A 6,771-nucleotide genomic window follows, 5' to 3' on the forward strand; every position below is an offset into this window, starting at 1 on the left:
GGTGAGCTCTGAGTGCTGGGGCGCAGCACCGTTTCTTTTTAGCTTCGCTGATGCATGCTTGTGCTTGAAAGCGCAGGCGGAGCCGATTAAGACGATTAGCAAAAAGCGGACACACCTGTGTTCGTAGGCTTTTACGTGAGGCAAGCACGACATGATGGATTATGAAACCGCACGCGCGAAAATGGTGGACGGCCAAGTGCGCACCACCGACGTAACGTCCCATTCGGTGCTCAAGGCGTTTCTCTCCGTTCCTCGTGAGGCTTTTGTCCCGCAAAGTGTCAAGCAGGTAGCGTATATGGACGAAGACCTGCAGATCTGTCCTGCAAAAGATGGGCTTGGCGCTCGCTACCTGTTGAAAGCGTCGCCGATTGCCAAGATGCTGCAGCTTGTAGCCGTCACCAAGGATGATCTCGTTCTGGAGGTCGGTGGAGCAACTGGATATCTCTCGGCCATTCTGTCAGAACTCGCGGGCTCTGTGGTTTCTTTGGAAAGTGATCGCGAACTATCCGCCAAAGCGACTGAGACGCTTGGCGCACTCGGCTATGATAACGTCGTGACCGTTGCCGGCGAGCTTGAAAAGGGCCACACAGCGCAGGCGCCTTACGATGTGATTTTCATGAGCGGCTCTGTTGAGGAGGTGCCTCAGGCACTTCTGGATCAGCTTGCCGATGGCGGTCGCCTGATTACCGTTGTCGGCTATGGCAATGCCGCCAAGGTCACTGTTTACCGTCGCGACGGAAAGGGGATTTCTGCCGCAACCTTCTTTAACGCATCGCTGAAACCGCTACCGGGTTTTGCCAAGTCGAAGGAATTCGTCTTCTAAGCATGTAGCGTAAAAGTATGGTGCGCTCTGCAGCTCCAACGCGCGACTAAAAGCGGAAGGCAAATTTGCAGGATTTCGACACGCTCTAAATGCTGAAAAAGCTAATGGTTAACAGATGGTCCGGTCAATCCCGGGCCATTTTCATTTCGAAATAAAGCTGTGCATCGCGCAAATCCCCTGGCCGCATGGATTCTCTTCTGACTGATGGTGTCCTACACTCTCGATGATTCGGAGCAGGCGTATCGTGCTCCGGCCCGTCTTGAACGTGAAAATCGGGGATAAAAATGGCTCAGCCGAGTGTAGCGCGTGAACCATCTATGGAAGAGATTCTGGCGTCGATCCGCAGGATCATCGAAAGCAATGAACCTGCGCCAACCGATGGCTACCCGGGTCAGCGCGCATCTCAGTTCGATTCTGATGATGCGGATGAGGAAATGAGCTTTGATGGAGATATCTCCACTGATGTTCATACTCCACCGCCGCATGTTCCGCCCGCTGCGAATCAAGGCCACGGCGCGCGGCAGTTCAATGAGGCTATCCCGGCTAGCGAGAGTCAGCAGCCTGCGATGGATCCCGCGCTTGAAAAGACCCTTTCACTCGCAGACGTGGCAGCACGAGTTCGCGCCGCCGCAGATCGCAATGCGACACTCGGGCCGCAGGCCGCTTTTGCACATGGTACCCGTGAACAAGCAGCTTCCGCAGCCGGCTCTAAAGCTCCTGCGACCATGCAGCCCCAACCGTACGTGGAGGTAGAGAGAACTGCAGCCGCCCCCAGTCGTCCGACGGATGTGCGCCCTCTGATGGCCGCTGTAGCACAGCAGCCGATGAGGGAGATGCCCGTATTCAATCCAGCGCCACAAGCGCAGCAGGCTCCTCAGCCCGCGCCATCTGCGCCTGCGCCCCAAGCAGTAGCCCTGTGGGAAACGATGGAGCTGCGCGGAGCTGTTGAGGAAGACCGGCCCGTCGCTCGTCCTGCTGAGATCAGACCATCCCCGGTTATCGACACCGTCGCGCCTAAAAGCGAAGCCAAGCTCGACCTGCCGCTAAGTCTGGTTTCTGCCGAAGCAGGCGAGCAGATCGCGCGGTCCTTTGGTGCGCTTGCCGAGGTTTTCGATGGTGTTCATCGTCCTACCATCGAGGACGTTGCACAGGATATGTTGCGTCCCATGCTGCAGGAGTGGCTGGAGGACAATCTGCCGACGATCGTGGAACGACTCGTTCGCGAAGAAATCGAGCGCGTAGCGCGTGGCCCTCGTCGTTGATACGTTGCGAGTTAAGGGGTTTACCCTTATTCGCGCTCGTATCTTTCGACGGCCCTTGAGGTCATGAAGACCTTTCGTTGATGAAGAAAGCCGCTGTGGAGATGAACTCCTCAGCGGCTTTCATTTTTCTATAGAATGGCGGTTTCCGGATTTGCGCTGGACAACACGCCGCAATAACGCCTGTCGCACAAAAGTGCTTAGCGGTATTGCGATGACAGCCTGCGACAAATCGGCCGCTAAGATCGGTTCCGGGTGAGATGGAAACATCCGGAGGCAGGCGAGCGACGAAAAAAAGACTGGCTTCGAACGACAAGTGCCGCTTTAAGGGCGCCGACGCCGCTATTTTTGGCTTGATCCTTGCGCAATTGCACGGTGATTTCGATCCTCAGTCTCACGATCGGGATGATTGGCGCTGAGCGGCAGATATGAAACCGTGGCTTGCCCAAAACACGTTCAGTTCTTCCACGTGACTTGTGGACCCCGGCAGCGCAAACGAAAACGCCCCCGGTAATGATTCCGGGGGCGCTCTTACTTCAGTTGTGATGACGGTATTTTTAGCTGAAGCGTCCGGCTGCGTGAGCCAACATGGTATAGACCTTGCCGGTGTCTGAAGTCAGATAGGATTGCGTCACCGTACGGTCGCGATCTGTTCTAGCAACATCCGCCAGAAGCTTCTCGAAGTCCGAAATGTAGCGGTCGACCGCCGTGCGGAACTCCGATTCGCGGTCGTATTTCCGCTTGATCTCGTCAAAGGTCTGCTGACCCTTAAGCGTATAGAGGCGGCGCGTGAAGACGTCACGCTCGCCGCGCTGATAACGGCCCCACAGTTCCACTGATGCATCGTGATCGATTGCGCGAGCGATATCGACGGACAGTGAATTCAGCGACTCGACGACATGGCGTGGATTGCGGCTGTCGGCGGCACGGGTCTGCTGCTCGGCAGCGGGACGAGCGGGAGCGGGCGGGGTAGCCTGCCGCGTTGCGCCGTCTTGCGTATCGCGAGATGCGCCACGTAGCAGATCGCTGATCCATCCGCCACCTTCTTCACGGCGCTGCAGCGGCGCCGAAACACCTGTCTGCGATGGTGCCTGGCGCTGCTCGGGCGCAGTGTTGCGGATGACAGGCGCGGCTGGTTGCGGTTGTGCCGGGGCTGTCTGCGCTGGTGGAGCGGACAGCGGTTGTTGCGGCCGCGCTTCTGCCCGTGGCTGTTGCGGGGCAGACGGCTTGGTGGCCGCAATAGCCCGTGCAGCAGGCTCAGAGATTTCCAGTTGCTGAGTGGAGCGTCCCACAAGCTGAGAAATATCCTGAAGGGCCTTGATCTGCTCGGAAACGGCGCGACGCATGGCCGCCGCACTTTCCTTTGCTTCCTCTGGCAGATCGAAAGCCCCGCGCTTCAACTCTGCGCGTGTCACGTCAAGTTCCTGACGAATATCCTGGCTCGAACGGCGGATCTCCTCCGTAGCGCCAGCGAAGCGATTGACGGCGTCCTGTACTGCCTCACGCAACGTCTCACGCATGACGGTTGCCGCAGCGTTCGATTTGTCCGTAGCACTGTTGAGCAACTTGTCGACGTCGGACAGTGAGGAGGAGACACTGCTGCGCAGGCGGCCTGCCAGTTCTTCAGAATATTTCTGTGCTTCTCCCATGGTTCCTTCGATAGACCGGTTTGCCTCCTCGCTGGCCGCCAGAAGCGATCCGCGCATGTTCTGCGCCGCATTGCGTGCGCGCTGTTCGGTCTCATCCAGAGACCGGCCAATATCCTCGAAGGACGAGTTGAGGTTCTGGCGAAGATTACCAGCTACATTGGTAGAGCGTTTCTCGGCTTCGCCCAGCGTCTGCTCGACGACGGACATGACGCTGCGCATGGAATTCTCGATCTCCTCCGAGCGTTGCAACAAGCCCACCGACAGCGAGCGAAGCGCTTCCTGACGCTCTTCCAGCGTGCCGACCAGATTTTGTTGAGCCGAATTCAGCAGATCGCCTGCCTGAGACAGCACAGAGGAATGCTCGTCGAAGCGAGAAACGATGCCCGCGACCTGAGACAGCGTGCTGCCGGAAATCTGGGCGAGGCGATCGACCTTGTTTTCCAAAAGGCGGCTGGATGTGGTGATGAGATCCGAAGCGCGAGACGCCGACTCGGAGAAGCTGGTCGTAGCGCTGCCAAGGGCCGCATCCGCCTGCTTGAACTCTTGGCTCGCTCGAGCCACGGCCACATTCAGGCTGTCGGTTGCGCCCGTGACCACGTCCGTCATGCTGGTATGGGTCTGCGACAGCATATCGGTACTTTGACGGGTCGCGGCGACCAGCTTGTTGGCGGCATCGCTGCTGGCGCGTGAATAATCCTCGATGGCCTGTTCGACCATGCCCAGCATGCCGCTGTTGCTTTCCGACAGAAGGTTTGCGCTCTGCTGTGCCGCGGTCACGATTTTCTCTGCGGCATCCTGGCCGACCGCGGCATACTCGTTGACGATCGGCTTTGCCTTTTCCTCGATGAGGCGGGACAGTTCCGCGGAACGACTTGCCAGCATGGAGTTGAGTTCGCGGGTACGGCTGTCGAGCGTATGGCGAATGGATTCGCCACGGGCATCGAGCGCGCTTTCGACACTCGTCAGCGTTTCGGAGATTGCGCCGACCTGAGAGCGAACGACGGCTTCCGCTTCGGCAACCTTATTGACGATGGCATTGCCTGCGTCGGAGAAGGTCTGCGCGACTGCCGCCGCCTGGCCTGAAAGCCTGCTTTGTGCGTCGGAAATACGGCCGACGATCTCATCGGAGCGATGTTCCAGTGCGCGGGTGAATTCGTCGTTGCGCGCCTTGATCTGCTCGGCAAAGTCGAGGCCGGTCTTGCCGATGAACTCGGTGGAGCGAATGGCCTCATGATCGATGCTCTGTGCGGCGTCGGCGACGGCATCGCGCAAGCTGTGGGCCAGACCCGCAGCCTTGCCTTCGATCGTGCGATTGACGTTTTCGAGACCGATGTTGAGCGCACGGTCCATCGTGCCAAGGCGCTCATCGATCCTTGCTGTACCGACTGCAAATACGCCTTCGATCTTCTGGGTCGCATCATCAAGCGTTACGTTGACGTTGGTCAGATCGGATTGAAGCTTGCCATGGAGCGCTTCGATGCTTGTCTCGAGGCGTGCGCCCGTCTCGCCAAGGCGCGTGGAAACGGTGTCCACGGAGGTCTCGATGCGCGAGGAGAGGGAACCCGCTGCATTATCTATGGTCTGCTGCAAGGCCTCCTGCTGCGTTTCGAGCGACATCTCCAGCATGCTCGCGCTGGAAGCAACCGTGGTCGCGATGGACATGGCCTGTTCGGAAAGAATATTACCGATCTGCTCCCTGGCAGAGCCCAGCGTTTCCGACAGCGTGGCTTGATGCTGTTCAAGTGTGCCGCGGAGCGCGTCGTGCGATGTCTGCAGATTGTTTTCCATCCGCGAGACGCCGGTTTCCATTGTGTTGGCAAAGTTTCCGGCGCCGGCTTCCACTGCGGTTTCGATGCGGCTGGCTGCCGACGATACCGTCTGCTCGATGAGGGTGCTGGTGCGCTCCACCGTGCGGCTGATTGCGTCTGCCTGAGTGCCGAGCATCGTATCGAGACGAAGGTGACCCACGGCCAGTGTCTCTTCGATAGCAGAAGTGGTGGAGGCCAGTCTCTCTTCCGCACTCGTGACAGTCCGCGCAATGGTCGACGCGCGCCCATCGAGAGTATCTGCGAGACGTTCTTCTGCAGACGAGATCGCCATATCGATTGCCAGTGTGCGGCTATCGAGCGTGTCGGCCAAACGCTCTTCCACGCCGGAAACGACGGAGGTCAGGATGCTGGTACGTCCATCCAGGGTCTCGGCCAGACGTTCTTGCGCACTGGAGAAAGCGATGTTGATCGCCATCGTCCGGCTATCCAGCGTATCGGCAATCCTCTCCTCGACGCCATTGACGGCAGTTGTCAGCGCCGATGTACGGCTGTCGAGCGTGTCGGCAATCCGCGTTTCTACACCGGCAACGGCGAAGTTAAGGGCTGCTGTCCGGCTATCCAGCGTTTCCGCGATACGTTCTTCGGCGCTAGAGAATGCCATGTCGATGGCCATGGTGCGGCTGTCGAGCGTATCCGCGATGCGCTCTTCCACGCCGGAAACCACGCTGTTGAGCGCAGACGTCCGGCTGTCCAGTGTCTCGGCCAGACGACCTTCTACGCCACTGACGATATTGGTGAGATTCGAGGTTCTGGTATCGAGCGTTTCCGCGATGCGCTCTTCAGCGCTGGAGAATGCCATGTCGATGGCCATTGTGCGGCTATCGAGCGCATCCGCGATGCGCTCTTCGACACCAGCGACCACATTGCCGAGCGCCGATGTACGGCTGTCGAGCGTGTCGGCAATGCGCGTTTCTACACCGGCAACGGCGAAGTTAAGGGCTGCTGTCCTGCTATCCAGCGTTTCCGCGATACGCTCTTCCACGCCGGAAACCACGCTGTTGAGCGCCGATGTACGGCTGTCGAGCGTGTTGGCGATCCGGTTTTCGACACCATCGACGATATTGGTGAGATTGGAGGTTCGGCTATCCAGCGTATCCGCGATGCGTTCTTCGGCGCTGGAGAATGCCATGTCGATGGCCATTGTGCGGCTATCGAGCGCGTCTGCGATGCGCTCTTCCACACCGGCGACAACATTGCCGAGCGCTGACGTA

At 58.8% G+C, this 6,771-nt stretch carries 3 protein-coding genes; 2 read left to right on the forward strand and 1 reads right to left on the reverse strand.

Translation table 11 applies throughout. The annotated features are described in order from the left end of the window. Positions 1–151 precede the first annotated feature (151 nt). Both ACQZ5M_RS15755 and ACQZ5M_RS15760 read left to right on the forward strand, forming a co-directional pair. A complete protein-coding gene (locus tag ACQZ5M_RS15755; RefSeq protein WP_449080228.1) occupies positions 152–823 on the forward strand; it encodes a protein-L-isoaspartate O-methyltransferase family protein in 672 nt (223 codons plus the stop codon). 284 nt (positions 824–1,107) lie between these two features. Beyond that, positions 1,108–2,085, forward strand: a complete 978-nt coding sequence (locus tag ACQZ5M_RS15760) for a PopZ family protein (protein ID WP_449080229.1) — start codon at positions 1,108–1,110, stop codon at positions 2,083–2,085. Positions 2,086–2,639: 554 nt separating this feature from the next. Here ACQZ5M_RS15760 and ACQZ5M_RS15765 read toward each other — a convergent pair. Then, positions 2,640–6,771: apolipoprotein A-IV repeat region-like domain-containing protein (locus ACQZ5M_RS15765; protein ID WP_449080230.1), on the reverse strand; the 4,132-nt coding region annotated here is incomplete at its 5' end.

It is taken from the genome of Rhizobium sp. 22-785-1 (assembly GCF_053521965.1).